The organism is Maribacter hydrothermalis, assembly GCF_001913155.1.
Classification (GTDB): Bacteria; Bacteroidota; Bacteroidia; order Flavobacteriales; family Flavobacteriaceae; genus Maribacter; species Maribacter hydrothermalis.
Genome location: NZ_CP018760.1, coordinates 1,570,451 through 1,594,488 on the forward strand (window position 1 = coordinate 1,570,451; position 24,038 = coordinate 1,594,488).

General features: G+C 34.7%; 24 protein-coding genes. 11 read left to right on the forward strand and 13 right to left on the reverse strand.

What is annotated here, in order from left to right; translation table 11 throughout:
- The first annotated feature begins 29 nt into the window (after positions 1-29).
- Together BTR34_RS06635 and BTR34_RS06640 are read left to right on the forward strand one after the other, a co-directional pair.
- On the forward strand, positions 30-1,403 hold the full coding sequence (locus BTR34_RS06635) for a saccharopine dehydrogenase family protein (protein ID WP_068485269.1): 1,374 nt from the start codon (positions 30-32) through the stop codon (positions 1,401-1,403).
- Between the two features lie 58 nt (positions 1,404-1,461).
- Positions 1,462-1,932: an Lrp/AsnC ligand binding domain-containing protein gene (locus BTR34_RS06640; protein WP_068485270.1), complete on the forward strand. Its 471-nt coding sequence runs from the start codon at positions 1,462-1,464 to the stop codon at positions 1,930-1,932.
- Here BTR34_RS06640 and BTR34_RS06645 read toward each other — a convergent pair.
- The 5 genes from BTR34_RS06645 to BTR34_RS06665 all read right to left on the reverse strand — a co-directional run bounded on the left by BTR34_RS06645 (position 1,929) and on the right by BTR34_RS06665 (position 7,966).
- Entirely contained in the window at positions 1,929-2,429 is a 501-nt protein-coding gene (locus BTR34_RS06645) for a GNAT family N-acetyltransferase (protein ID WP_068485271.1), read from the reverse strand. The two genes, BTR34_RS06640 and BTR34_RS06645, sit on opposite strands and share 4 nt — an antisense overlap.
- Before the next feature lie 76 nt (positions 2,430-2,505).
- A complete protein-coding gene (locus BTR34_RS06650; RefSeq protein WP_068485272.1) occupies positions 2,506-3,201 on the reverse strand; it encodes a zinc metallopeptidase in 696 nt (231 codons plus the stop codon).
- A 135-nt stretch (positions 3,202-3,336) separates the two neighbouring features.
- Complete coding sequence (ald, locus tag BTR34_RS06655) at positions 3,337-4,437, reverse strand: alanine dehydrogenase (protein ID WP_068485273.1); 1,101 nt, start codon at positions 4,435-4,437, stop codon at positions 3,337-3,339.
- A gap of 142 nt (positions 4,438-4,579) precedes the next feature.
- Positions 4,580-4,831, reverse strand: a complete 252-nt coding sequence (locus BTR34_RS06660) for a SemiSWEET family sugar transporter (RefSeq protein ID WP_068485274.1) — start codon at positions 4,829-4,831, stop codon at positions 4,580-4,582.
- Positions 4,832-4,915: 84 nt separating this feature from the next.
- Positions 4,916-7,966 carry a leucine--tRNA ligase gene (locus tag BTR34_RS06665; RefSeq protein ID WP_068485275.1) on the reverse strand — a complete coding sequence of 1,017 codons (3,051 nt, stop codon included), beginning with the start codon at positions 7,964-7,966 and terminating at the stop codon, positions 4,916-4,918.
- Positions 7,967-8,103: 137 nt separating this feature from the next.
- Here BTR34_RS06665 and BTR34_RS06670 point away from each other — a divergent pair, with 137 nt between their 5' ends.
- From BTR34_RS06670 to BTR34_RS06695, 6 genes are all read left to right on the forward strand, one after another.
- Entirely contained in the window at positions 8,104-9,984 is a 1,881-nt protein-coding gene (locus BTR34_RS06670; RefSeq protein ID WP_082960189.1) for a T9SS type B sorting domain-containing protein, read from the forward strand.
- A 64-nt stretch (positions 9,985-10,048) separates the two neighbouring features.
- Positions 10,049-10,927, forward strand: a complete 879-nt coding sequence (locus BTR34_RS06675) for a cell division protein FtsX (RefSeq protein ID WP_068485276.1) — start codon at positions 10,049-10,051, stop codon at positions 10,925-10,927.
- A 9-nt stretch (positions 10,928-10,936) separates the two neighbouring features.
- Positions 10,937-11,200 (forward strand): DUF3098 domain-containing protein, encoded by a 264-nt coding sequence (locus tag BTR34_RS06680; RefSeq protein ID WP_068485277.1) that lies wholly within the window; start codon positions 10,937-10,939, stop codon positions 11,198-11,200.
- Entirely contained in the window at positions 11,201-11,998 is a 798-nt protein-coding gene (locus BTR34_RS06685) for an undecaprenyl-diphosphate phosphatase (protein WP_068485278.1), read from the forward strand.
- 22 nt (positions 11,999-12,020) lie between these two features.
- Positions 12,021-12,734 (forward strand): tRNA pseudouridine(55) synthase TruB, encoded by a 714-nt coding sequence (gene truB, locus BTR34_RS06690; RefSeq protein WP_068485279.1) that lies wholly within the window; start codon positions 12,021-12,023, stop codon positions 12,732-12,734.
- 65 nt (positions 12,735-12,799) lie between these two features.
- The gene (locus BTR34_RS06695; protein WP_068485280.1) at positions 12,800-13,528 is read left to right on the forward strand and encodes a hypothetical protein; all 729 of its coding nucleotides are present in this window, start codon (positions 12,800-12,802) and stop codon (positions 13,526-13,528) included.
- Here the strand turns inward: BTR34_RS06695 and BTR34_RS06700 are convergent.
- The 6 genes from BTR34_RS06700 to BTR34_RS06725 all read right to left on the reverse strand — a co-directional run bounded on the left by BTR34_RS06700 (position 13,511) and on the right by BTR34_RS06725 (position 20,197).
- Positions 13,511-14,122 carry a thioredoxin family protein gene (locus BTR34_RS06700; protein ID WP_068485281.1) on the reverse strand — a complete coding sequence of 204 codons (612 nt, stop codon included), beginning with the start codon at positions 14,120-14,122 and terminating at the stop codon, positions 13,511-13,513. The two genes, BTR34_RS06695 and BTR34_RS06700, sit on opposite strands and share 18 nt — an antisense overlap.
- A 64-nt stretch (positions 14,123-14,186) precedes the next feature.
- Complete coding sequence (locus BTR34_RS06705) at positions 14,187-15,065, reverse strand: YitT family protein (protein ID WP_068485282.1); 879 nt, start codon at positions 15,063-15,065, stop codon at positions 14,187-14,189.
- Positions 15,066-15,084: 19 nt separating this feature from the next.
- Entirely contained in the window at positions 15,085-16,488 is a 1,404-nt protein-coding gene (locus BTR34_RS06710; RefSeq protein ID WP_068485283.1) for a TolC family protein, read from the reverse strand.
- A 2-nt stretch (positions 16,489-16,490) separates the two neighbouring features.
- On the reverse strand, positions 16,491-17,843 hold the full coding sequence (locus tag BTR34_RS06715; RefSeq protein WP_068485284.1) for an HlyD family secretion protein: 1,353 nt from the start codon (positions 17,841-17,843) through the stop codon (positions 16,491-16,493).
- Entirely contained in the window at positions 17,836-19,518 is a 1,683-nt protein-coding gene (locus BTR34_RS06720) for a peptidase domain-containing ABC transporter (RefSeq protein WP_068485285.1), read from the reverse strand. The genes BTR34_RS06715 and BTR34_RS06720 overlap by 8 nt, the downstream gene beginning before the upstream one ends.
- On the reverse strand, positions 19,511-20,197 hold the full coding sequence (locus tag BTR34_RS06725) for a TetR/AcrR family transcriptional regulator (protein WP_068485286.1): 687 nt from the start codon (positions 20,195-20,197) through the stop codon (positions 19,511-19,513). Before BTR34_RS06725 ends, BTR34_RS06720 begins: the two co-directional genes overlap by 8 nt.
- A gap of 188 nt (positions 20,198-20,385) precedes the next feature.
- Here BTR34_RS06725 and BTR34_RS06730 point away from each other — a divergent pair, with 188 nt between their 5' ends.
- Both BTR34_RS06730 and BTR34_RS06735 read left to right on the forward strand, forming a co-directional pair.
- Entirely contained in the window at positions 20,386-20,949 is a 564-nt protein-coding gene (locus BTR34_RS06730) for a DNA-3-methyladenine glycosylase I (RefSeq protein WP_068485287.1), read from the forward strand.
- Between the two features lie 18 nt (positions 20,950-20,967).
- Complete coding sequence (locus tag BTR34_RS06735; RefSeq protein WP_235843229.1) at positions 20,968-21,555, forward strand: hypothetical protein; 588 nt, start codon at positions 20,968-20,970, stop codon at positions 21,553-21,555.
- A 57-nt stretch (positions 21,556-21,612) separates the two neighbouring features.
- Here the strand turns inward: BTR34_RS06735 and aat are convergent, their stop codons facing one another.
- Together aat and BTR34_RS06745 are read right to left on the reverse strand one after the other, a co-directional pair.
- Entirely contained in the window at positions 21,613-22,272 is a 660-nt protein-coding gene (gene aat / locus BTR34_RS06740) for a leucyl/phenylalanyl-tRNA--protein transferase (RefSeq protein WP_235843231.1), read from the reverse strand.
- Between the two features lie 113 nt (positions 22,273-22,385).
- The gene (locus BTR34_RS06745; protein ID WP_068485288.1) at positions 22,386-22,763 is read right to left on the reverse strand and encodes a DUF3127 domain-containing protein; all 378 of its coding nucleotides are present in this window, start codon (positions 22,761-22,763) and stop codon (positions 22,386-22,388) included.
- A 125-nt stretch (positions 22,764-22,888) separates the two neighbouring features.
- On the opposite strand from BTR34_RS06745, the gene BTR34_RS06750 reads away from it, so the two are divergent.
- Positions 22,889-24,037, forward strand: a complete 1,149-nt coding sequence (locus tag BTR34_RS06750; RefSeq protein ID WP_068485289.1) for a sensor histidine kinase — start codon at positions 22,889-22,891, stop codon at positions 24,035-24,037.
- Position 24,038 lies beyond the last annotated feature (1 nt).

Below are 24,038 nucleotides of genomic sequence, written 5' to 3' on the forward strand. Positions count from 1 at the left end.
TTCGTTATAATCAAAAATAGTGAAATCGTATGATGCGTAAAATTCTTGTTATAGGTGCTGGTAAGTCAACCTCCTATTTATTGGATTATCTTTTAAGTAAAGCAGAAGAAGAAAAATTAGAAATAACCATTGGTGACATTAATCCATCCGCAATTGCTACCTCAATTTCGAACCATAAACATTGTACCGTTATTTCACTTGATATTTTTAACAAGGCCGAAAGAAACGATGCCATTTCAACAGCAGATATTGTAATATCAATGCTACCCGCGCATTTTCATATAAAAGTAGCTGAAGATTGCATAACCCATAAAAAGCATCTGGTAACTGCATCCTATATAAGTACAGAACTACTGGCCCTAAATGAAAAGGTAAAAGAAAATAATTTAGTTTTCATGAATGAAATAGGTCTAGATCCTGGTATTGACCATATGAGTGCCATGCAGGTTATTGATAAAATACGTGATGAAGGAGGAAATATACTATTGTTCGAGTCTTTTTGTGGTGGATTAGTTGCGCCGGAATACGACAATAATCTATGGAACTATAAATTTACTTGGAACCCTAGAAATGTTGTTCTTGCCGGTCAAGGTGGTACAGCTAAATTTATTCAAGAAGGGACTTACAAATACATACCTTATCCACGCCTTTTTAGACGTACAGAGTTTTTTGAAATTGAAGGATATGGCCGTTTTGAAGGATACGCGAATCGAGATTCCTTAAATTACAGAGAAGCCTACAAATTACAAAATGCTTTAACTATTTACAGAGGAACTATGCGCCGTGTTGGTTTTTCAAAAGCATGGAATATGTTCATTGAATTAGGAGTCACAGATGACACCTACACCATTGAAAATTCCGAAAAAATGAGTTACCGTGAATTCATCAATCTGTTTTTACCATATTCACCAACAGATTCTGTAGAATTAAAACTTAGGCATTACTTAAAACTAGATCAAGATGATATTCGTTGGGACAAATTATTAGAGCTAAATATATTTGACGACACCAAACTTATTGGAATTCCTGATGCCACGCCTGCTAGAGCATTGCAAAAAATACTAGAGGATAGCTGGACACTTAAATCTAACGAAAAGGACATGATTGTCATGTACCATAAGTTTGGTTATGAACTAAACGGGGAAAAGAAACAAATAGACTCTAAACTAGTGGTTACCGGAGAAAACCAAACCTTTACTGCAATGGCAAAAACAGTAGGGTTACCGGTTGCAATGGCGGCCTTAAAAATTCTTAATGGTGAAATTAAAACCCCAGGAGTGCAAATTCCAATTACCAAAGAAGTATATGAACCTATTCTAGAAGAGCTAAAATCTTACGGAGTTAATTTTAAGGAATATGATGTACCCTATTTAGGATACAACCCTAATTCTGTAGTCAGTTAAGTCTTTTTATCTATCAAATTAAAACCAAATAAGTACTTTTATGTTTTAATTGACAAACATGAAAGCATCCACTTCTTTGGCTAAAATAGATGGTATCGATAAAAAAATATTGCGTTTTTTAATGGAAGATGCGCGTAAACCTGTGCTTGAAATTGCCAGAAGCATTGGTATTTCTGGCGCGGCAATACATCAGCGATTACGAAAACTAGAAGCATCGGGACTTTTATCTGGGTCAAAATTTATTGTAAATCCTAAATCATTGGGCTATACCACCATGGCCTATATTGGAATTTATTTAGACAAAGCAATGAGTAACCCAGTAGCTGTTAAACAATTAGAGAAAATTCCTGAAGTATTGGAATGCCACTATACTACAGGAAATTGGTCTATTTTAATAAAGGTGCTATGTAGAGATAATGAGCATTTAATGCAGGTGTTAAATAAAGAAATACAAGCAATAGAAGGTGTCTCTAGAACGGAAACATTTATTTCTTTAGCACAACAGATTGATAGACAAATATCTATTTAAGTAGAAAGCATTAGCAGTTCTTCTGATGTTTCGGTGAGCTTTACAGTGTCTACCTTTTTAAAACCTAATTTAAATAAAAGTTGAAGAGACCTTTTATTGGCTTCCATGCAAATGGCAAGCACTCGCGATAAATTTAATTCTGTTTTCCCAAATTGTATCATGGCACTTGTGGCTTCAAAGGCATATCCAAATCCCTCGTATGATGGTAATAAGGCAAAACCTAAATCTAAACCTTCTAGATAGTCTCTTTTCAAAAATCCACAGAGCCCTATTTGAGTACCATCCATTAGAGAAACTACCAAAAGTCCAAATCCATTTTTATTATACCCTTTAATTAATGAATTTTCAATATACGCCTCTGCCTTATTGAGATTAACAATGTTTTTATCTCCAAAATATCGTAGCCAACTATCACTATTCAATAATTTATAAATAAAAGGGCCATCTTCTAGGTTTGCAGGTCTCAAAAACAATCTTTCCGAATCTAATCTTTTCATTCTTCCCTTTTATTTCAAACAAAGAAACCTATCTTAAAAAGACAGGTTTCTATATTATTTAAAATGTATTTCAAAGTTAATCTCTACCTCCAAAAACTTGAAGTCCCCAGTATACTAAAGTTGCCAATGAGCCGATTGCAGCAACTAAATACGTACGCGCAGCCCATTTCAACGCATCTTCAGAGCCTTCGTATTCTTGAGGCGTAACGATGTTCTTATTCTTTAACCATGCTAATGCCCTATTACTTGCATCATACTCTACAGGTAGGGTAACAAAGCTAAATAATGTGGCCATACCCATCATAACCAAACCAGCAACAGCAACCCAATACCCTAAGCCCATACCAGCAGCAGCACCTAATGCCAAACCACCAAATACAACCCACATAGACAAGCTTGATGTTACGCTAACTACAGGCACCAATTTTGAACGTAATCCTAACCACTCATAAGCCTGCGCATGTTGTACAGCGTGACCACATTCGTGAGCTGCAACTGCAGCAGCCGATGCATTTCTTTGATTATAAACCCCCTCACTTAAATTAACTGTTTTATTTGCCGGATTGTAATGATCTGTTAACATCCCAGGCGTAGACACCACTTTTACATCTCGTATTCCATGATCGGCCAACATTTTTTCTGCTATTTCAGCACCACTCATTCCATTTTGCAAATGCACTTTAGAATAATGCTTGAACTTACTCTTTAATTTACTACTTACTAACCAACTGACTAAAGCAATAGCCCCAATCAATATATAATATCCCATCATAACGTTTCAATTTTTAAATCGATTAAATATACTAAAGATTCGTATTTATTTATGAATCTGATTATTTAAAAGCAAAAACCCCGCCAAATTCCTTTCGGATATGGCGAGGCATATTTTACTGACAAAATGTACAGATTAAGCAACTATCTCTTCCCAACCAAAGGCTTCAATAATTTCTTGATATACCACATTTCCTTCTACTATATTTAATCCTTTCTTTAAAGATGCATCTTTTTCACACGCAGCTTCCCAACCTAAATTTGCCAATTTCAATGCATACGGCAATGTTACATTGGTCAATGCCATGGTAGATGTATAAGGTACTGCACCTGGCATATTTGCTACCGAATAATGAACAACGTCATCAATAATATAAATAGGGTCTTCATGCGTGGTAGGCTTGGTAGTTTCTACACAGCCACCTTGATCTACGGCAACATCAACAATTACAGTACCAGGTCTCATTTCTTTCAACATATCCCTTGTAATCAAATTTGGTGCTTTAGCTCCTTTCAATAAAACACCACCAATAATTAAATCATGTGTTTTAATAAGTCTTCTGATATTAAACTCGTTAGAGAATTCAGTAACTACATGTGGCGGCATTACATCATTTGCATAACGTAAGCGTTTCATGTTCACATCTAAGATAGTTACATGAGCTCCTAAACCTGCTGCCATTTTAGCAGCTTGTATACCAACCACACCAGCACCTAAGACTAAAACCTTACCCGGAGCAACACCTGGTACTCCGCCTAACAATACACCACGACCTTTAACAGGTTTCTCCAAATACTTAGCACCTTGTTGTATTGCCATTCTACCGGCAACTTCTGACATTGGCGTTAAAAGTGGCAACGTACCTTCTTCATCTTCTACCGTTTCATATGCTATACAAACCGCTTTTTGCTTGATCATAGCCTTTGTTAGTTCTTCACTAGATGCAAAATGGAAATAGGTAAAAAGTATTTGACCTTGTTGAATTAACTCATATTCTTCAGCAATTGGCTCTTTAACTTTTACAATCATTTCGCTCATGGCGTAAACCTGACCAATTGTATCTAGTATAACAGCACCTGCCTGTTGATAATCTTGATTGAAAAAACCACTTCCTTCGCCAGCACTTGACTGGACATATACTTTGTGGTTGTTCTTTACCAATTCGAAAACTCCGGCCGGCGTCATACCTACCCTACTTTCATTGTTTTTAATTTCTTTTGGAATACCAACAATCATGATTTATCATTTTATGTTACAATGCAAAATTGAAGCTAATTATGCATATATCAAACATTAATTCGATAAAATACAGGGGTTACTTGTTAAAAAATCATTTTTTTAAGTTAGTACCCCTATTTTTTATAGGGGTAAAATATTATTAATATTTAATTTTTAAGATAATCATGATTAAAAGAAGGACTGCCGTTGCAAGATTAGCAATTATGATAGGTAAACTTTGTATTGAAAAGCCATAAACCGCCCACATTAAAGCACCTAAAAGCAAAATAGTGTACATTGTTAACGATATATCTTTGGTAGATTTTTCTTTCCAGGTTTTATATACCTGCGGAACAAATGCCCCTGTAGTAAAAGTTGCAGCCACTAAACCTAAAATTTCGACACCGTCCATAATATTTTTTATAAATAATCAAACAAATCTATGAAACAAAAAGAGGCGATTTTCATCGCCTCTTACCTTTATATAACTTCATTTTTAACCTACAATATTGACAATTTTGCCTGGCACTACTATTACCTTTTTAGGCTCACGACCTTGTAATTGTTGTTGGGTTTTTTCATTTGCCATTACCGCTACTTCTATTTCATCCTTAGATAAATCTAAAGAAAGCTCTAAAGTAAATTTCATTTTACCATTGAAAGAAATAGGATACTCTTTACTACTCTCTACCAAATACTTTTCTTCAAACTTTGGAAAAGATGCTGTAGAAATTGAATCTGTATGACCCAATTTGCTCCACAACTCTTCTGCAATATGAGGTGCATAAGGCGATACCAATATCGCCAATGGCTCCAGCACTTTTCTGCTTACACATTTTTGAGATGAAAGTTCATTTACACATATCATAAATGTTGATACCGATGTATTGAAACTGAAGTTCTCTATATCGTCTTCTACTTTCTTAATTGTTTTATGCAATGTCTTCCAAGATTCTTTTGAAGGCTCTTCTTCGCTTCGGCTACGCTCAGCGACCGCATTTTCATCTATAAATGGAGTGTACAAACGCCATAGTTTCTTTAAGAAAGAATGTGTACCGGTAATACCTGCCGTGTTCCAAGGTTTTGACTGCTCTAACGGACCTAAGAACATTTCATACAAACGAAGACTATCTGCACCGTATTCCTCACATATAGCGTCAGGATTTACCACGTTGTATTTAGATTTGGACATTTTCTCGACTTCGCGTGTAACTTTAAAAGTTCCATCTGCTTTTGTAATAAATTCAGCGTCTTTAAATTTTGGTTGCCAGTTTTTGAAAGCTTCAATATCTAATTCGTCAGATGCATTTACGAAATTGACGTCTACGTGTGTTTGCAGCGTAGAAAATGTACATTCTAAAAGTAAAGGATTTTTAAGTTCTAAGCTCCTACGCGAAATCACATCCAAAACTTTATCATCTAAATTATTGATATCTTTAGATAGAAAAATATTCCCATTAATTAACGGAATTATTTTTTCAAGGAAATATACCTCATCTTTCTTAGCATATTTCCCAGAGTCTAAAATTTGACCCATCACTTTATCCCAATTAAATATTACTTTAGAAACAAAAGCACTAGTCCCCGTAATCATACCTTGATTAATAAGTTTTTTAGCAAACTCATCTTTAGGCACCAAACCTTTGTCGAACATGAATTTTTGCCAGAAACGAGCATACAATAAGTGACCTGTTGCGTGCTCGCTGCCACCTATATATAAATCTACATCTTGCCAGTAATTAATAGCCTTCTGTGAGAATATTTCTTCGCTATTATGCGGATCCATGTATCTATTAAAATACTGAGAACTACCCGCCCAACCTGGCATCGTATTCAATTCTAAAGGCCATACGGTGGCATTATTTATCTCACTGTTATCTACAACTTTATTTGCAACGGTATCCCACGCCCAAACCTCAGCATTGCCCAATGGCGGCTCTCCTGTTTCGGTTGGTAAATATTTTTCTACTTCGGGTAACTTAATCGGTAAATATTCTGAAGAAATCATTTGTGGCATTCCGTCTACATAATAAACCGGGAACGGTTCTCCCCAATATCTTTGGCGACTAAATACAGCATCGCGCAAACGGTAGTTAATCTTACCTACACCTTGCCTTAATTTTTCCAATTCATAAATTGCCAATTTCATCGCTTTCTTATACGGTAACCCGTTTAAGAAATCAGAATTTGCAATCACGGTTTTATCCTTATCAGCAAACGCTTCTTCAGAAATATCTACACCTTCAAATATGTTAGGAATATCGATATTGAAATGCTTCGCAAAATCATAATCACGCTGATCTCCGCATGGTACCGACATTACAGCTCCTGTACCATAACCCGCCAATACGTAATCACCAATCCAAATCGGAATAGGTTCTTTTGTAAACGGATGCTCGGCATAGGCACCTGTAAATGCACCAGAAATGGTTTTTACATCTGCCATACGTTCACGCTCGCTACGTTTTGCTGTTGCTTCAATATAAGCTTCAACCTCAGCTTTTTGCTCTGCTGTTGTAATTTTACTTACTAATTCATGCTCCGGCGCCAAGGTCATAAATGACACTCCGAAAATAGTATCGGGGCGAGTTGTGAAAACGTCTATAAAAAGTGATGAGTTAGGAGTGATGAGTGATGAGTTACCTGTTTCAACTTTTAACTCTGAACTTACAACTCTAAACTTCACTGATGCTCCTTGACTTCTCCCTATCCAATTCGTTTGTGAGTCTTTTAATGGCTGTGGCCAATCTATCTTATTTAATCCATCTAGCAAACGTTGTGCATAAGCAGAAATACGCATACTCCACTGGGTCATTTTTTTACGAACAACCGGGTGACCACCACGTTCTGATACACCGTTTACGATTTCATCATTTGCCAATACCGTACCTAGTGCAGGGCACCAGTTTACCTCAGTATCCGCCAAATACGTTAATCTATATTTTAGTAGAATTTCTTGTTTTTCAACATCAGAAAAAGCTTTCCAATCATCCGCAGAAAACACTGCGATATCATCATCACAAACGGCATTAACATTGGCATTTCCTTCTGCCTCAAACACAGAAATTAATGTATCTATATCTTCAGCCTTATCAGCATCTTTATTATACCAAGAATTGAAAATTTGAATAAAAATCCACTGTGTCCATTTGTAATACTCCGGACTAGAAGTTCTTACCTCTCTACTCCAATCAAAAGAAAAACCTAATTGATCTAATTGTCTTCTGTAGGTCTTAATATTTGCTGCAGTAGTTATTGCCGGATGCTGACCTGTTTGTATAGCGTACTGCTCTGCTGGCAAACCAAAAGAATCGTAGCCTTGCGGATGCAATACATTAAACCCTTTATGCCTTTTGTAACGCGCATAAATATCACTTGCAATATAGCCTAACGGATGTCCAACATGGAGCCCCGCGCCAGAAGGATAAGGAAACATATCCAACACATAGAACTTTTCTTTTTCAGAATCGTTCTCTGCTTTAAATGTTTGATTTTCTGCCCAGTATTTTTGCCATTTGGCTTCAATTTCGTTGAAATTGTATTGCATGATCTTTACTTCTTTTCTGTAAGTCGCAAAAATAGGTTGAATCGATGAGAGTTGAAAAGATATTGGTAATTAACAGTTTTCATTTAATATGATTACCACCAATTCATCTAATAATCTAAATTTGGTATCTTAGAATCGTGAAAATAACATGTCCCAAACAAATAATCTTTTTCGTAAGCTTATTATGCAGTATTTCTACCCACCTCCAAGCTCAACTTGGTTTTTGTGGTGGTAATTCTGGCGACCCCATTTTTACCGAAGATTTTGGATCTGGAACTACTGATGGTCCCGCCTTGCCAGCTGGTACAACCACCTATAATTTTACAACCGGTACGCCAAATGATGGTGATTATACCATTTCTAGCACAACCAATTATTTTGACTGGCTTTCTATACAAGACCACACTCCTGGCGACACTAATGGCAAATCATTTATTGTCAATGCCAGTTTTACCGCCGGGGAGTTTTATCAACGTCAAGTAACAGGCTTATGCGAGAACACCTCCTATGAGTTTTCGTCTTGGCTAATTAACTTACAACCTGCCGGTAGCTGTGAAGGCAATAGTATACCTGTTAATGTTCGTTTTCAAATTTGGGACGAGACAGATACCAACCTACTTGCTCAAGGAGATACGGGAAGCATTCTAGGAACAGGAACTACCGAATGGGACCAATATGCCTTGGTATTTAAAACAGTACCTGGCCAAACATCGGTAATTCTGAAAATGAGAAACAATAGTAATGGAGGATGCGGAAATGACCTTGCCATCGATGATATTGTATTTAAATCTTGCGGAGATGATGTTACCGTTTCAACAAGTACTAATGAACAAAGTTTAATTGTTTGCGAAAATCAAGGGAGCGTTTCAAGAATGTTAACGGCTACACCAGATTTTTCTATTTTTACAACACATGCCTACCAATGGCAACAAAGTACCGATCAACAGACCTGGACGGATATTCCAGGTGAAAATAGTGCTATTTTAGACACGCCAGCTGTTACCACTACCTCCTATTTTAGAGTAAAAATAGCAGAGGACATTGTTAATGTAAACAATGATTTATGCAACGTCGTATCCGATGTTTTTGATATTATTGTTCTACCAATTCCGCCTGCCCCAACAAGTAATGGCAATGTTGAAATTTGTGAAGGTGAATTAGGTGTTTTATCTGTGAATACACAAACCACATATTCCATAAAGTGGTATGATGCCGCTACTGGAGGAAACTTGATTTTATCTGATAACCAAAATTTTGAAATCGGTGTTGCCGGCACGTATTATGCAGAAGCTAATTCCATAGAAATTGAATGCGCATCTGCAACCAGAACACCTGTCACTTTAACCGTTAATCTGTTGCCGGTTGTTCCTGAAGATACCAGCGCTTTTTTATGTGAAGATTCTATTACTTCTTTAGATGCGGAAATTGAAAATGTAACCTACCAATGGAGTACTGGTGCAACAACACAGCTAATTGATGTATCGGAAGCGGGTGAATATACCGTTACTGTAACCAACACTAATGGATGCTCTGCCACACGTACTTTTTTAGTTGACCAGATAGATTTACCAAGAATCGATAACATTAAATCTGATGGACCTTCAATTGTCGTTTCAACATCTAATACTGGAAATTTTGAATATTCTTTAGATGGAATTTCATTTCAATCTAGTTCTGTTTTTGAAGCTGTCGATGGAGGATTTTACACAATTTATGTTCAAGATAATACAGATTGTGGCGTGGCAACAGCAGATTTTTATCATTTAGTTATCCAAAAATTCTTTACACCGAACGGAGATACTGTCAATGACCTTTTTGAACCTGACGGATTAGAGGTGTTCAGTTCCTTTACTATTTCAATTTTTGACCGCTACGGAAAACTATTAAAATTCGGAAATCTAAACTCCGCTTCTTGGGATGGTTCATTTCTTGGAAACCAAATGCCAGAAGATGATTATTGGTATCTTATCGAAGCTGATTCTACACAATTTAGAGGTCATTTTAGTTTAAAACGTTAACTGCCTTATTTTTTAAGTTCCATTTAACATTACTTTGCTATTTTTACTGCACTTTATAAGTATTATGGCTAACTCTTTCGAAAATTATCAAAGACGCAAACTCATCTCCTCCTATTTTTCTGTGGTGTTAAGTATTGCATTGGTCTTGTTCCTACTAGGAATTTTAGGATTATTGGTTTTAAACACCAAAAAAATGGCAGATCGCTCTAAAGAGCAGATAACTATATCGGTCTTTTTAAAAGAAAACACCAAGGAAATTGAGGTTGAACAGCTTCAAAAGACATTGGCCATGTCTGACTATACGAAGTCATCTACCTACGTTACCAAAGAAGAGGCTGCCAAATTACATAGTGAAGAAATAGGTGAAGACTTTGTAGATTATTTAGGATACAATCCGCTAAAAAACTCTATTGACATAAAACTAAATGCAGATTTTGTTACTGCAGAAAAAGTAGAAGAAATAGCTACAACCCTTTCTGAAAAAGGATTTGTTGACGAAGTTAGCTATGATAAGGTTTTAGTAAGTATGGTCGCCAAAAGTGTTGAGCAAATTGGCTTTTGGATTTTAGTAGCTAGCGCCATTTTTACTTTTATAGCCGTATTGCTTATTAATAGTTCTATTCGCCTTTCTATTTACTCTAAAAGATTTATTATTAAAACCATGCAAATGGTAGGGGCAACTAAAACTTTTATTAGAAGACCTTTTATTTGGCAAAATATTAAATTAGGTATGATAGGGGCTGCAATTGCATTGATCGCTATTGGTGGAGTTGTATATTATGTAAATACAAATTTTCAAGATTTAGGCTTATTAGAAGACCCCTATATTCTTGTTATTTTGTTTGTTAGCGTTTTTCTATTGGGTATTCTTATTTCGTTCTTTAGCACCTATATTGCGACCCAACGCTTCTTAAATCTTAGAACGGACGAATTATATTATTAAATTTGCAACATGAGTAAAAAGAACAAAGTTGAACAGCAATCTAAACAAGAGTTTATTTTTCAAAAGAAAAATTACATGTTTATGTTTATTGGCCTTGCTTGTATTGCCCTCGGGTTTATTTTAATGAGTGGTGGCGGTAGTGACGACCCCAACGTATTTAATCCTGAAATCTATAATTTCAGAAGAATAAGATTAGCACCTACTTTGGTGCTTATTGGTTTAGGTATAGAAATTTATGCCATTTTGTTAAACCCTCATAAAAAGAAAGAATAATTGGATACTTTAGACGCTATTATTCTTGGTATTATTCAAGGATTAACCGAGTTTTTGCCTGTTTCATCAAGTGGTCATTTAGAGTTAGGAAAAGCTATTTTAGGAGACCATTCTGTCCAAGAAGAGAGTTTACTTTTTACCGTTGTACTCCATTTTGCAACAGCATTAAGTACCATAGTTGTCTTCAGAAAAGACATTTGGGAAATTATCAGTGGTTTGTTTCAGTTTAAATGGAACGATGAAAGTCAGTTTTCCGCCAAAATTATTATCTCTATGCTTCCGGCGGTATTTGTAGGGTTATTTTTTGAAGAACAACTAGAGTCTTTCTTTGGTGGTAATATTCGGTTTGTTGGTTTTATGCTAATTATAACAGCAGTACTTTTATATTTTGCCGATAAAGCAAAAGACACCAATAAAAAAGTAAGCTTCCGAAATGCCTTTATTGTTGGAATTTCACAAGCTATTGCCATGCTGCCTGGAATATCTCGCAGTGGCGCTACCATCTCTACATCTGTACTTTTAGGTGTAGATAAATCAAAAGCTGCCCGATTTTCTTTCTTAATGGTAGTACCATTAATCTTTGGTAAAATTGCCAAAGACCTAATGAGCGGAGATTTAACTTTTGATGGAGAAAATAATGTAGCAATGGGGGCAGGCTTTATTGCTGCTTTCTTAGCTGGTTTAGCTGCTTGTACTTGGATGATACAATTAGTACGTAAAAGCAAACTATCTTATTTCGCTATCTACTGCTTAATCGTAGGTCTAATTGCAGTTTTTTATGGATTTACAAATCCGTAGTACTATTTAAACACGCAGATTCATGAAAGATTTGACCAAAGAAGATTATTTAAATGGTCAGCTAATTTTGATTGACAAACCATTAGGTTGGTCATCGTTTCAAGCAGTCAATAAATTGAAATGGGCCATCCGTAAAAAATTCAGTTTAAAGAAATTTAAAATTGGACACGCTGGCACCTTAGACCCGTTAGCAACTGGTTTACTTGTAATCTGCACGGGAAAATTCACGAAAAAAATTACTGAATATCAAGGTCAAGAAAAAGAATATACCGGCATTATTACATTAGGCGGTACAACGCCCTCTTATGATCTAGAAACAGAAATCACCGAATCTTTTACAACTGACCATATCACGCCCGATTTAATACAAGCAACTACCCGCCAATTTATTGGTGAAATTGATCAGGCACCCCCTGTTTTTTCCGCATTAAAAAAAGATGGTAAACGTTTGTACGAACTGGCACGTGAAGGCAAGACAGTTGATATTCCAAAAAGAAAGGTTACCGTTAGTGCTTTTGAAATCATCAAAATAGACCAGCTAGATGTTCATTTTAGAATTGCTTGTAGTAAAGGCACCTATATACGTTCAATCGCCAATGATTTTGGTGAAGCACTTAACTCTGGCGCACATTTATCATTACTGAGAAGAACCAAAATAGGTGATTTCAACGTAAATAATGGTGTAGACCCTTTGGTCTTTGCAGATACTTTATTAGGTCCGCAAGAAAACGAATAACAAAACAATTGAGTTCGTTATATCGATACCCTAAAATAATTTAGTATTATTAAGGTTATATACATATGAATCTAAACCGACAACAATTATCATTTCTCATTACATTCTTTAGCATGGCTATTGTAGTGTTGGTAATGTATACAATTCAATTAGGCGGCGAAGAAGAATCTGAAGATGATTATGTTGTAGAAATGTTGTTAGACCCAGAAATTCTGGAAGAAATAGTAGAGGAAGAACTAGCTAAAGAAGAACAAGCCAAAGCTGACCCAATAAAAAGTCATTTAGCATTTAACGAAACTGCCAAACCTAGCTATGGTAATCCTGAGCCTTTACAAACATTAGAGGAGTTAATGGAGGAGCGCAGCGAAATGAGTGATGGCGACCCTACAGAAGATAATATATCAGATAGTGGATACTACGAAAGGGTTAAGGCATTGTCCAAAAAAAGAGAAGAAAAAAGACAACTATTAGGTGAAAAAGAAGCTCAGAAAAAAGAGTTTACCAATAACCTGGCAGCTAGAAGAACCTCTGTTTCCTATTCATTAGTAGACCGTAATAGCTATAAATTACCTCCCCCAATTTATACTTGTATTGAAGGAGGAAAAGTTGTTATCAATATTGAAGTAAATGCCCTGGGAGATGTTACCGAAGCAGATTTCAATGAAAAAAGCTCTGGCACATCTAACGGTTGTCTTGTAGAAAATGCTATTAACTATGCTTTAAAAGCTAGATTTAGTGCGTCTGAAAAAGAATCTCAAAAAGGCACTATTACCTACCTATTTCAAGGGAAGTAATTTCAGTATATCATCAAGCACACTTTGACCCTTATCCTTATTATAAAAAACTTGTAAATCTTGTTTAAGCTCGGGCGTTAACAGGCCATACTTTGCTCTATATTCTTCTACCAATTGTGTAGCTTTCATAGACCTAGGACCCCATGTTGCTACGATAGTATCTTCATCTGTATCCATTGCTATTAACTTAGGTATAGACATTGACCCATTGGTTAAAAACCTATTCATTACTTCTAAATTTTCATCACGCAAAATTATTGACAGGGATATATTAGTATTTAATTCTGCTATTTTACTTATTACCGGTAATGCAGGTGAAGCATCGCCACACCAGCTTTCAGTTAATACCACCCATTTAATCTTATGATCTACAGATTTTATTTTTGCAATTGCCTCATCACTAAACTTTAGGGTTTTGTCCCATCGTTTCATTCGGCTATTATTTAATTGAGTGTATTGTGCTAATGCCTCGTTTTGCTCAGGACCTGTAGATGCTCCTTTCTTAGCCAAATTAGCTACTAAATTTCTATATTCAGCATAACTATAACTGTTCTCTAAACTCTTTTCTATTATGTTTTCAATTACTGATTCCATCAAACTGATTTTTACTAATTCTATTCTCTAATCGAAAGATTTAGTAGTAGTAAAATTGCAAAACTTACAAAGATCGTTTCTTTATCATTCCGCCACGTGTATCATTAATCTTACCCATTACAACAAACGCTTTGGGATCTATTTTAGTGATTTCAATATTTAATCGGCGAATTTCTAAGCGTGTAATAACCGTATAAATAACATCGTACTCACTATGGACACCATTTTTTCCAAATCCGCCTTTAGCCTTATAAATTGTAAGACCACGACCTAATTTATCAATAATCATGAGTCTTATATCTTCACTTGACTCGGATATAATGGTGACTCCGGTATATTCTTCAATACCCTCAACTACAAAATCCAATGTTTTGGATGCTGACAGATAGGTTAGCATAGAATATAAAGCGGTCTCCAATGACAGCATGTACGCCGCTGCAGAAAAAACTAAAATGTTAATCAAAATTATAATATCACCTATTGTGGTGCCTAATTTTCTGCTTAGAAAAATTGCTAAAACCTCAGTACCGTCAAGTACACTACCCCCTCTTACCGACAAGCCTATACCAGCTCCTAGGAAGAAACCTCCAAATACAGCAACCAAGAGCTTATCTTGTGTTACCTCCGGAAAATTTATAGCCGCTAGTACTAAAGCAAGACCTAAAATTGCAAAACCTGTTTTTATGGCAAATATTTTTCCAATTACTTTATATCCTAAAAATATAAATGGAATATTTACTGCAATTATCAATAGATATAAGGGAATATCCGCTGTTTCGGCTATTAAAAGGGAAATACCGGTAGCCCCGCCATCAATAAAACTATTAGGAAGTAGAAAACTTTCTAAACCAAATGCTGCTGCAATAATTCCTGTTATTATAAAAAAGGTGTCCTTTGCCAGTAATTTATAATCCTCTTTTTTATTTACTTTAATTTGCTTCATTTTTAGCTATTTCCATAATTTACAAATTCTCAGGATTAACGGCTAAACTATTAAACAATTTAGCCTTAGCTGTAAAATACTTATTCTCCACCTGATTTTGTTTTAATACAGCATCAATCAATTTACTTTCTCTTGAGTTTATTAAAAAAAGTGAACTTTCACCAAAGCTAAACTTACGTTCTTCGGCAGCTAAAAGTGCCTTATAACTATATACGATATCATCTATTAAAACATTCTGGCTTTCAAAAGACTCCAACTCATTATATATTGCTAAAACTTTATTCTGTATTTCTACTTCAGCGTTATCCATCTCAAATTCTGCATCCCTTAATTTTAATTTGGCCAATTTTAAATCTCCGCGCTCTTTTCTTAAAAAGAGTGGGAGTTCAAAATTTAATCCTCCTTTATAATTTTGAGTCTCAAAAGAATCAAAACTATCGGGAGTATCTGTAATGAAATTATATTGTACATCTATTCTTGGTAATAGTTTATTGGTTTTTAGGCGCTTATCCACTTCTAAACCATCAATTTTATACCTTAATGATTTAAGCTTTGGATGATTCGCAATAGAAAAACTATCTAACGGTTTTCCTAAAATTTCCAGTGCTTGGTCTATCTCCACATCCAAGGTAATATCTGGAACAACATTAGGCTGTAGTTCCACTGGAATATTTTCTCCCATCCATAAATAATTAGAAAGCGCTAACCTTGCATTTTGTAATATAACTTTAGCTTGTTCCATTTCTAATGCTCTGTTTTGCACAGCAATTTTAGCTTCTACTGTATCAATTGCAGCTATTTCACCAGCCATTGCACTACGCCCAACACCCTTTAACCTAACCTTTGCATTACTAAGAAAATCAGTAAATACTTGACTGTTCCGATACGCTTGTAACCAATTGAAATAAGCTAATGAAGCATCGAAAATGATTTGATTTACCAATATATCTCTATCCGCATTGGACTGTTCTCTAAAAAATTTAGCTTTTTTAACGGTAGCCATACGCTCGTTAATCCAAGACCCACGACCTAAAGAAAGTGAAACCCCAGCGCTATACAAGCCATTTTCTGGGACATTACGTTCTGCGTTTACATATTCTCCTGAATACTGTTCAAAACTTCCTTTAAACTCAATGCCGTACCATGTAGGTATTTTGAAAGTAGTATTCAGTAGATCGTAATACTCCGTCCCTTTAAACTCTTTTGTAGCATAGTCTACAGCTACCTTAGGATCAAAACCACCTCTTGCTTTCATTAAATTTGCTTGCCCAACGCTCAATACCATCTCAGCTTGTTTAGCAATGGGATGGTACCTTTTTACATACCCCAAATACTCTTTAAAATTCAACTGAACTGAATCGGTACTTTGGGCGTTGACAAAAAACCCAAGAAGAAAATAAATTACTACGGTAATATTTCGCATTATTATTTCTTTATAGATTTACTTTGAGCTCCTTGGGGCTGATAATAGTTGGGAGGGAAACCATTTAATTGCCTCCATAGCTCGTACCAAATTGGCACATCTTCTAATAAAGCAATTGTATTTGCACCAGAACCTACACGCAGTGCGCTAGGCCATGGTTGATCCTCTTTATCGGGTGATAATAAAACCCTATATTTTCCATTAGCATTTATAAAAGTCTCAATTGCAACAACCTCACCTGCATATGTCCCATAAGAGACATTTGGCCAACCGCTAAATACGATAGCAGGCCAACCATCGAACTGAATTCTTACTTTTTCACCTAAATGAATTAAGGGTAAGTCTATAGGACTAACAAAAGTTTCTACAGCCATATCATAATCTGCGGGCATAATACCAACTAAAGGAGTCCCTTCTTTAAATGTTTCCCCTATACCGGCAGTAATTACCGTATTGATATAGCCATTTTGAGGTGCACGAATATAACGAAGCTCATTTCGCATTTGATAATTCGTAAAATCATTTTCTAATTTGCTAACCTGCGCCTCAGAATCAAATTGATTAGACATTGCGGTAAACTTATCGCTTTGTGCTTTAGATATTTTATCGGTATAGGAAGCCTGTACGCTATTTATTTCAACTTCGGCATTAATAATTTCATTTTTAGCTGCCAACAGCTTATTCTCTTGCGAAAGTAATTTAGCTTGTGTTTCTTGAAGTTTTAATCGTTTTTCTTCTACATCTGTAACGGCCTTTAGTCCTTCGCTTTCTAATTGGGCGGTTCTTTCATATTGGCGCTCAGCAATTTTAATGTTGGTCTTTGCCGCTTCAAAATCAATACTGTCACTTTGTGCCTTTAATTTAGATTGTAACAATTTGTTTTTTGCCTGTTCCAGCTTTAACCTTCTTTCATTAAAAAGTGCAGCTACTTGATTATCCAAGGACTTTACTTTATCTCCATAAGACTCAACCGAGGAGCTTTTAGATTTTAATTGTTGACCGGTACGTTCAACCAAATTAGGGTCAAAATATTCAGATTTAATTTCCGATATAAAAAGAATGGTATCTCCCTTTTCAACATAATCACCTTCTTTTACAAACCATTCTTCTATTCTACCAGGTATTTGGGATTGAATGGTTTGAGGTCTTTGCCCTGGAGTTAAAGTGGTTAAAAAACCTCTTGAATTTATAGTTTGTGTCCACGGAAGAAACAAAACGATAAAACCAAAAATTGCAAAAGCTAGTAAAAAACGATTAAAATGCTTGTAATGTCTTTGATGACTGACCTTTTGAACAGATTTAAAACGCTCAATAGACACCTTTTCATTTAGTTTATTGTTAGATATATTAAGCATCTTTTCCCGATATTTCGTTAATAATCTTTCCTTTTTCCATAGTAATAATGCGTGAACATTTCTTAATCCATTTATTATTTTCACTTACCACAAGCAAGGCCCAACCATTTTCAGGGTCGCTTAAAAAGTTTAAAATTCGGTCAGCTTCTTCTATATTGAACTGGTCTAGGGGGTCTTTTAATATGAGTAGTTTAGGTTTGCGCACTATACTTCTAGCAAGAACAATTTTCTTTGAAACTGTATAAGGTATTTGCTTTCCCTCTGGATAAAGAACGGTATTTAATCCATCTGGTTGTCTTTTTACAAAATCCGCTAAACCTACCTTATCTAACGCCCAATAAACCTGTTCAAATGTTATTTCTTTATCTCCAAAAGTGATATTATTTAATATGGTACCTTCAAAAGGAGATTCTTCTGGTAATGACTGCCCTAAATGTGATCGATAATAATTTAGGTTCACTCCCTTTAATGAAACTCCATTTAAATACACTCCACCACTATCTGGCTCTATAATTCCTGCAATTATTCTTAACAACGTATTTTTACCTGAACCACTATCACCACGAAGCAAAATTGTACATGAGGGAGAAATAGTTAAACTAAGATGTGAAATTATTTCTCTTTTTTGCTGTGGTACACTATAAACAATATCGCTTAATTCTACCGTAAAAGCCTGGTTCTCTATAAATGGCTTTTCGCCATCTTGTAGCTCTAATTTTTTATCTACAACTTGTCCCATTTTTTCTAATGAGGTCAGTAAATCATAAAATGTTTCCAGTCCAGTTATTAACTTCTCTACAGAGCTGATCACCAATAGAATTATAATTTCTGCAGCTACAAACTGCCCAATATTCATTTCTTGGTTTAACACTAATAATCCGCCAATTAGCAAAAGTCCTGCCGTAACCAGAACCTTAAAACCGATCATTTGTATAAATTGTAAAACAATTACCCTAAAATGACTTTCTCTGGCGTTTAGGTACTCTACCACCAAGGTGTCGTTCTTATCTAAGGCATGTGATGTTTTGCCAGATAACTTAAAACTTACTATAGAACGGGCAACTTCTTGCAACCAATGGGCCACCTTATACTTGCTTTTAGATTCATCTAAGCTTGTATCTAAACCGCGTTGTGCCGTAAACTTAAATACTACATATATTAGTAATAGCAGTAATAAACCATATACAATAAAAAACGGGTGATAGAATGAGAGTAGCAACAGCCCAAATATAATCTGCAACAAGGCCGCTGGAAAATCAATCAATACTTTTGATAATGATTTTTGTATTGTCAAGGTATCAAAAAACCTATTCGCCAGCTCTGGAGGATAGTAGTTATAAAGTTCACTCATTTTAATTTTAGGAAATCTATATGCAAATTCAAATGAAGATCTTGTGAATATTTTTTGTTGCACATTCTCAATGATTCTTATTTGCATTAATTGTAAAATACCTACAAAGGCTACGCCTAAAGTCACCAAAACAACAAGTACGATCCACGAAGAACTTATTTGAGCTCCTTGCATTAAATTAATAATTGCCTGTATGCCCAAAGGAAGCGATAAGTTTACAATACCAGCAAATATAGCGTAGTAGAACACCTGAAAAATATCTTTTTTATCGAGTTTTAATAACCCAATAAATCGTTGCCATGCTGTTAAAATATTTTTACTCATGAAGGTCTTGATTTAAAGTATTAAAAACCAAATGTGTTAAATATTGTGTTGGAGAAACCTGCTCATTACAATCTGTAAGTGAAGGAAAATGCTCCTTTAAAAAATATTGATGAAGTCCGTTCTCCAATATGGTACTTGCCAAACTAGATGGGTACTGGTAGGTTGTATTCACTTCTTTGATCATATCTCTTAGCCTTCCTATAAGTCTTTTATAGATGACAAAATACCCCTCTCTATTTTCAGCATCCACCTCTTTAGTTAAATACGATTTAGAATACTCATTAATAACAATTGTATTTAATGCGACTTCATTAATATGAGAAAAGGCAGAGTCTTCTTTTATTTCCCTGGTCATTATTAAAATGGCCTTTAATAATTTTTCTTTAGAATTTTTAATGCTATTTGTAGCAAATACTAATTGATATTCCATCCAACCCCAATACCATGAAGTTAAATATATCAACAACTTATGTTTATTTTCAAAGTAACGATAGATGGAACTTTCATTAGACCCTATTTGCAATCCTAACTTTTTGAATGTAAAGTTTTCAAAACCCATTTCATTAATCATCTGAATACTTGTTTCTATAATTTTCTTTCCCAAATCTGAAGATTCTGGATCTTTCAAATACAACTTCTCGTTGATTTTTATTTGTACCCCTTGTAATAGTCTGTCCATAACCCCTATTTAAAAATAATTGCAAATATAATAGTATTACTATTAAGTAATAATAGTTTAACATTTATTATAGAAAGTATTACATATTTTTATTAGAAAATCATCTCATAATTGATATTACCCTTTTGAATTACAATCATTAAAACCTCATATCATTTCAATACTTTTGTATGTAAATACAAAAGATTATGGAACCAAATAGATGCGGTTGGTGCAAAGGAGATACACTTTATGAAGCTTACCACGATCAAGAGTGGGGAGTACCCATAAAAGACGATGACTTACTATTTGAATTTCTTGTTTTAGAAACTTTCCAAGCTGGTTTAAGCTGGATCACCATCTTAAAAAGACGTGAACATTTTAGAGTTGCATTTGATCATTTCGAATATAAAAAAATTGCCAAATACCCTGAATCCAAAATTCTAGAGCTATTACAAGATGAAGGAATTATTAGAAATAAATTAAAAGTACGTGCCACGGTAACTAACGCCCAAGCATTCATTAAAATCCAAGAAGAATTTGGCAGTTTCAGTAGTTATATTTGGTCATTTGTAGATAATGCTCAAGTTAAAAACAACATAACAAATTACAAAGATGCACCTGCAAATACCCCTACTTCTGATGCTATTAGTAAAGATTTAAAAAAGCGAGGATTTAAATTTGTTGGCAGCACCATTATGTATGCTTTTATGCAGGCGACAGGTATGGTCAATGATCATGAAGTTAATTGTTTTAGATACTCAGAAGTCTAATCAAAACCTATTCTTTTCATGAAAAACATTCAACTGAAAATAACTTTTGCAGCTTTTATACTGTGTTCTCATTTTGGCTACTCTCAATACAAATATGAAAGGGAGCATCGCATTCTTAAATCACAATTTCCAGCTGAAGCCATTTCTACAATTACTACATATGTACCCACTTTTAAGCGCATTAAGTTTTATAAAGAAACCGATAGCTTAAAAATTAGTTATGTAGCAAAACTTAAAAAAGACAAGTTGTGGTACGGCATAGAATTTGACAAAGAAAGTACTTTGAAGAATATAGAAATACTTATAAAACCCACTGATTTTCCAAATGACACCTATTCTAATATTGTAGAATATTTGAACAATACTTTCTATAAATACAAAATAAAAAAGATGAAACAGCAATATCCTTCAAGTATTGACTCATTAGAAAAAATATTTAAAAACGCGTTTCAGAACCTTATTTTATCTACCAATAATTATGAATTGGTAGTGGCCGGACGAAAGAAAAAAGGCTATCTCGATTATGAAATTTTATTTGATGCCGATGGAAATTTTAAGCAAATTAAAACATCGCTTCCTACAAATTATGACCATGTTTTATATTAAGCGGGTCAACCATTTTAATTTGCACACTACAGTATTTTCATTTAAAAAGTAGGTCTATTAACGCGCATTTAAAAGTCTTACAAACTCTTTTCTAGATATTTCTTGTGCACCCATACTTGCCAAATGCTCTGTATGTAATTGACAATCTATTATACCATATTCTTTATCCCTTAATTCTTCTGCTAATTTAATAAAGGCAAATTTAGATGCATTGGACGTTAAACTGAACATACTTTCTCCACAAAAAACATGGCCCAAATCAATACCATACAATCCACCTACTAAATTTTCACCTTCCCAAACCTCATATGATTTAGCAATACCGCGTTCATATAACTCTAAATAGGCATTTTTCATCTCCTTGGTTATCCAAGTGCCATCCTGACCTTTTCTAGAAACTGAGGAACAATGCTCTAAAACTTCATTAAAACATGTGTTTTTTGTTAATTTAAATTTATCGTCTCTAATTACTTTTTTCATGCTCTTAGACACCCTAATCTTATCTGGATACAAGACCATTCTTGGATTAGGACTCCACCATAATATAATCGAATCATTATCGAACCAAGGAAAAATACCTTTTTTATAGGCCAATAATAAGCGTTCTGGAGACAAATCACCGCCAACCGCAAGCAGCCCGTCAGAATTTGCAGAATCAACCGGAGGAAAAACTAATTTGTCCGTTAAAAAAAACAATTTATGTTGCTCTTTTTCCACTTTTTATTTTCAAATTAAATAAATGAGTACAAAACAAAAAAACCTGTTTAACATTTAAGTCAAACAAGTTTATGTTTAAAGGCATTTCGCCATATACTATTTATTTTTCGTCATTAAAACGGAAGATCATCATGATCCTCTTCGTTTAAATCATCAGCTGGATCAAATGCCTCCATAGGTGCCACCGGTGGCATTCCTGATGCTGACGCAGCCTGTGCCGAACCCTCTATTCTCCAACCTTGAATGGAGTTAAAGTACTTTACCTCACCTTGCGGGTTTGTCCACTCGCGACCTCTAAGATTAATACTAACTTTTACATCTTGCCCAACCTTATAAGAATTCAATAAATCGCACTTATCTTGAACAAACTCTACCATTATATGTTGAGGATATTGTTCGTCCGTAGTTACTACTACTTCTCTTTTTCTAAACCCATTTGAACCAAAGGTTTGGGTTTCTCCAATTAATTTTACTTTGCCTTCTATTTCCATCTTGAATTCTTTTTACAATAAAAATCAAAAATACATAAAATGATGGGTTAATAAAACATGCGCAATGATAACTACACAACAATTATTTACATTTTGGGTTATCTTTATTGTTAGACAGCTATTGGATGAACTTTATTCCTAAAAACAAAATTTCCAACATTTTCCTATTGATAGGCTCTTTTGCAGTTGTGAGCTTAATCTTATGGAATACGAACAGCTTTTTTAAAAAATTTAAAGAAGAAGAACGCTTAAAAATGGAAATTTGGGCAACCGCACAATCAGAATTTTTGCAATCTTCCGAGACTGTAGATCTAGGGAGTCTTCATTTGAAAGTATTTCAAAATAATACGTCTACCCCAATGATTCTTATTAATAAAGATAAATCTGTTCGGGTAAATAATTTTCCACTTAACAAGTCTAAAGATTCAATTTATATTCAACAACAATTAAGAAAATTTAAAGGTGAAAACATTCCCATATCTATTGACCAAAAAGGAGAGCATTTAGCAACACTTTATTATGGTAATTCTGATGTACTGAACAAATTAAAATTTTACCCAATTGCTTTATTGTTGATCATATTTCTTTTTGCAGCAGTAATTTATTTTCTATTTAAAACAAACAAAGCCTCGGAGCAAAACAAACTATGGGCAGGTATGGCTAAGGAAACCGCACACCAAATAGGCACGCCATTATCATCTCTTTTAGGTTGGAACGAATTATTAAAAACCGAATCTATAAACCCTAGCATTACCAAAGAAATAGAAAAAGATATTGACAGATTACAAACAATTACAGAACGATTTTCAAAAATTGGATCATTACCAAAACTTATAGAAAGCGATATTGTAAGCGAAACTAAAGATGCTTATGATTATTTAAAAAGAAGAAGTTCTAAACTTATTCATTTTTCTTTTAATTCTAAAGTAGATCAACTACCTGTTTTACTGAACAGTTCTTTATATAATTGGACCATAGAAAATTTAGTAAAAAACGGAATTGATGCTATGCGCGGCAAGGGTAGTATTGCCATAGAAATAGTCCCTGACGGCAAGTATGTAAATATTTTAATTGCAGATACTGGTCACGGAATTTCTAAAAGCAACTATAATAGTATCTTTACACCTGGGTTCACTTCTAAAAAAAGAGGATGGGGCCTAGGCCTTTCATTAGTTAAGCGTATTGTAGAAGAATATCACGATGGCAAAATTAAAGTACTTTCATCTGGTAAGGAAGGCACAATTATGCAAATTTCTTTAAAAGTTGTTCATTAAT

Excerpts from the sequence above, each read along its gene's own strand:
- BTR34_RS06705 (WP_068485282.1), bottom strand. The coding sequence starts at position 15,065 with ATGAAGCAAATTAAAGTAAATAAAAAAGAGGATTATAAATTACTGGCA.
- BTR34_RS06665 (WP_068485275.1), bottom strand. The coding sequence starts at position 7,966 with ATGCAATACAATTTCAACGAAATTGAAGCCAAATGGCAAAAATACTGG.
- BTR34_RS06645 (WP_068485271.1), bottom strand. The coding sequence starts at position 2,429 with ATGAAAAGATTAGATTCGGAAAGATTGTTTTTGAGACCTGCAAACCTA.
- BTR34_RS06700 (WP_068485281.1), bottom strand. The coding sequence starts at position 14,122 with ATGGAATCAGTAATTGAAAACATAATAGAAAAGAGTTTAGAGAACAGT.
- BTR34_RS06650 (WP_068485272.1), bottom strand. The coding sequence starts at position 3,201 with ATGATGGGATATTATATATTGATTGGGGCTATTGCTTTAGTCAGTTGG.
- BTR34_RS06640 (WP_068485270.1), top strand. The coding sequence starts at position 1,462 with ATGAAAGCATCCACTTCTTTGGCTAAAATAGATGGTATCGATAAAAAA.
- BTR34_RS06660 (WP_068485274.1), bottom strand. The coding sequence starts at position 4,831 with ATGGACGGTGTCGAAATTTTAGGTTTAGTGGCTGCAACTTTTACTACA.
- BTR34_RS06730 (WP_068485287.1), top strand. The coding sequence starts at position 20,386 with ATGGAACCAAATAGATGCGGTTGGTGCAAAGGAGATACACTTTATGAA.
- BTR34_RS06750 (WP_068485289.1), top strand. The coding sequence starts at position 22,889 with ATGAACTTTATTCCTAAAAACAAAATTTCCAACATTTTCCTATTGATA.
- BTR34_RS06680 (WP_068485277.1), top strand. The coding sequence starts at position 10,937 with ATGAGTAAAAAGAACAAAGTTGAACAGCAATCTAAACAAGAGTTTATT.
- BTR34_RS06710 (WP_068485283.1), bottom strand. The coding sequence starts at position 16,488 with ATGCGAAATATTACCGTAGTAATTTATTTTCTTCTTGGGTTTTTTGTC.
- BTR34_RS06675 (WP_068485276.1), top strand. The coding sequence starts at position 10,049 with ATGGCTAACTCTTTCGAAAATTATCAAAGACGCAAACTCATCTCCTCC.
- BTR34_RS06725 (WP_068485286.1), bottom strand. The coding sequence starts at position 20,197 with ATGGACAGACTATTACAAGGGGTACAAATAAAAATCAACGAGAAGTTG.
- BTR34_RS06635 (WP_068485269.1), top strand. The coding sequence starts at position 30 with ATGATGCGTAAAATTCTTGTTATAGGTGCTGGTAAGTCAACCTCCTAT.
- truB (WP_068485279.1), top strand. The coding sequence starts at position 12,021 with ATGAAAGATTTGACCAAAGAAGATTATTTAAATGGTCAGCTAATTTTG.
- BTR34_RS06745 (WP_068485288.1), bottom strand. The coding sequence starts at position 22,763 with ATGGAAATAGAAGGCAAAGTAAAATTAATTGGAGAAACCCAAACCTTT.
- BTR34_RS06715 (WP_068485284.1), bottom strand. The coding sequence starts at position 17,843 with ATGCTTAATATATCTAACAATAAACTAAATGAAAAGGTGTCTATTGAG.
- BTR34_RS06720 (WP_068485285.1), bottom strand. The coding sequence starts at position 19,518 with ATGAGTAAAAATATTTTAACAGCATGGCAACGATTTATTGGGTTATTA.
- BTR34_RS06735 (WP_235843229.1), top strand. The coding sequence starts at position 20,968 with ATGAAAAACATTCAACTGAAAATAACTTTTGCAGCTTTTATACTGTGT.
- BTR34_RS06695 (WP_068485280.1), top strand. The coding sequence starts at position 12,800 with ATGAATCTAAACCGACAACAATTATCATTTCTCATTACATTCTTTAGC.
- ald (WP_068485273.1), bottom strand. The coding sequence starts at position 4,437 with ATGATTGTTGGTATTCCAAAAGAAATTAAAAACAATGAAAGTAGGGTA.